The organism is uncultured Maritalea sp. (assembly GCF_937139385.1).
Lineage (GTDB): Bacteria > Pseudomonadota > Alphaproteobacteria > Rhizobiales > Devosiaceae > Maritalea > Maritalea porphyrae_A.
Genome location: NZ_CAKZPW010000364.1, coordinates 1 through 2560, shown reverse-complemented (window position 1 = coordinate 2560; position 2560 = coordinate 1). Strand labels below are relative to the sequence as shown.

The following is a 2560-nucleotide window of genomic DNA, read 5'->3' as shown; positions in this document are numbered from 1 at the left end:
GCCCTTTCGGGCATCCTGGGTGGACATAGTTTTGCACCAATCACCAGTGGTGGATACACAACCTACAAAGCGACAGAGTCAAAATTTGATGGTTCTGGATGGGGTGGTGCAGCAGACGTGATGGTTGGCTACAACGTCACCGATAATGTCGCAGTGCGTGTTGGCGGGCGCGCGACATACCTTCGCGGGCAGGGCAACCTTGTTTACGGCCTTGCGGATGTTACAGCCCCTGTCGATAGCAATTCTGATGGTACTTACGATATTGGCCCAAGTACGGGTGGGACATACTATTTGACGCCAGAGCGGATCGACGCGTTTTCGCTTTGGCGATATGGCGTTCTGGCTGAGCTGAAAGTGCAGTTTTAGTCCGGCACAACGAATTATCTCAAAAAACGCACCTAATATTTGGGTGCGTTTTTTTGTGTCTTTGCACACGCCTTGCTTAACGCCTATTGAATCGCTACATCTACCCCCGATTTTGATCAGTTTTGGACGTTCTTTGTGACCGATAAATTGCGCATTGCGCTTGCTCAGCTCAACCCCACCGTTGGCGCGCTTTCAGTAAATTTTGAAAAAGGTAAGCGAGCACTCGCTGAAGCTATTGATGCGGGCGCGGATATCATTCTTTATCCAGAACTGTTTATCACCGGCTATTTCCCTGAGGATTTGCTGTTTAAGCCAAAATTCGTTGCTGACGCGATGGAAACCGCTTGCGAACTGGCGGAGTTGACCAAAGGCGAGCATATCGCAGCGCTTATTCCTTGTGTTTGGCGAGAAAGCGACAAGCTATTCAACGCTGTTCTTTTGGCCAAAGATGGTAAAATCGTTGACTGGCGCGCCAAATACGAACTGCCAAACGACGATGTTTTCTACGAAAAACGCTATTTTGAACAAGGTCCACTTCCCGGGCCCTTCAACATCCATGATGTGCGCATCGGTGTGCCCATATGTGAAGATATTTGGTGGCCCGAAGTTTGCGAATGTTTGGCCGAAACTGGCGCAGAAATGCTTTTGTGTCCCAATGGTTCGCCCTACTGGCGCAACAAACAAGACGTTCGAGTAAATGAGGTCGTGCAGCGTGTAGTGGAAACTGATCTACCTCTGCTTTATCTCAATCAAGTTGGCGGCCAAGATGAGCTGGTGTTTGATGGGGCGTCATTTGGATTGAATGCGGATCGCTCGTTGGCGTTTCAAGCGAAAAGCTTTGAAGAGCAGCTCATCATAAGTGATTGGGCGCGCGAGGACGATCTTTGGGTTTGCGCTGAACCACAAATCACCAATTTGGTTTCAGAGGATGAAGCACCATGGCGCGCCTGCGTGTTGGGGCTGCGGGACTATATTCAAAAGAACCACTTCAAATCTGTTGTGCTGGGCCTTTCTGGCGGCATCGATAGCGCCATTGTTGCCGCGATGGCGGTGGATGCATTGGGCGCGGACAATGTGCATTGTATCATGTTGCCCTATCGTTACACATCGGAGGAAAGCCTAAAAGACGCCAAAGACTGCGCACAACGCTTGGGTGTGCGATATGATATTGTATCGATCGGTGATGGGGTGGAAGCTGCAACAAGTGCACTCGCGCCGCTGTTCGCCGGTTTAGAGCCAGGGTTAGCGGAAGAGAACCTGCAATCGCGGATGCGTGGCACATACTTAATGGGCGTATCGAACAAGCTTGGCTCCATGCTGATCACCACCGGCAACAAGTCTGAAATGGCGGTTGGTTATGCCACCATTTATGGCGACATGAACGGCGGCTATAATCCAATCAAAGACCTCTATAAAATGCAGGTCTATCATTTGGCAGAATGGCGCAACAACCATATGCCTCAAGACTGCTGGGGGCCGAAAGGTGAGGTGATCCCGCAAGCGATCATTTCCAAAGCGCCAAGTGCTGAACTGCGCGAAGACCAGACGGATCAAGACAGTTTGCCGCCATACCCAATGCTGGATGCTATCTTGCAGCGTTTTGTAGAGGGCGAAGAATCGATGGAAGAGATCATTGCCGAAGGCTTTGATGCAGAAATTGTCGCCAAAGTGCAAAAATTACTCTATATCGCCGAATACAAACGACGCCAATCAGCGCCAGGACCAAAACTAACCGCAAAAGCGTTTGGTTTTGGCCGCAAATATCCAATCACCAACGGTTATCGTGACCAAGGAAACTAAACCAATGACCACAGTTGTGCGCTTTGCGCCTTCGCCTACTGGCTATATTCACCTCGGCAATGCCCGACCTGCTTTGATGAACTGGATGTTTGCGCTTAAAACCGGTGGTCAATTTATCCTGCGTTTTGACGATACGGATTTGGAGCGCTCCAAAAAGGAATATGCGGACGCGATCGAAAAGGATCTCGCATGGCTGGGCATCAAACCAAACCGCTTAGAGCGTCAATCTGAACGTACAACTTTTCACGATGCGGCGCGCGATCAAACCGGCGATTTGCACAACACCGATTTTCACACCGTCGGCGGCTTCAATTGTCACGCAATTGCGTTCATTATGTTCGCTGGCTTTGTCCAGCGATGCGTTCACAAATTTGCCCTTGTGATAAACAATATG

General features: G+C 50.0%; 2 protein-coding genes and 2 pseudogenes. 3 read left to right on the top strand and 1 reads right to left on the bottom strand.

The annotated features are described in order from the left end of the window. From Q0231_RS14780 to Q0231_RS14770, 3 genes and pseudogenes are all read left to right on the top strand, one after another. Positions 1–366 (top strand): hypothetical protein (locus Q0231_RS14780; RefSeq protein WP_299348636.1); only part of this gene is annotated, 366 nt, incomplete at its 5' end. A 135-nt stretch (positions 367–501) separates the two neighbouring features. Continuing rightward, positions 502–2166 carry an NAD+ synthase gene (locus Q0231_RS14775; RefSeq protein WP_299348634.1) on the top strand — a complete coding sequence of 555 codons (1665 nt, stop codon included), beginning with the start codon at positions 502–504 and terminating at the stop codon, positions 2164–2166. Positions 2167–2170: 4 nt separating this feature from the next. Beyond that, a pseudogene (locus Q0231_RS14770) lies at positions 2171–2422 on the top strand (glutamate--tRNA ligase family protein); the annotation flags it as partial. Here Q0231_RS14770 and Q0231_RS14765 read toward each other — a convergent pair. Then, positions 2411–2560, bottom strand: a pseudogene (locus tag Q0231_RS14765) (phosphatidylserine decarboxylase); the annotation flags it as partial. The pseudogenes Q0231_RS14770 and Q0231_RS14765 sit on opposite strands and share 12 nt — an antisense overlap.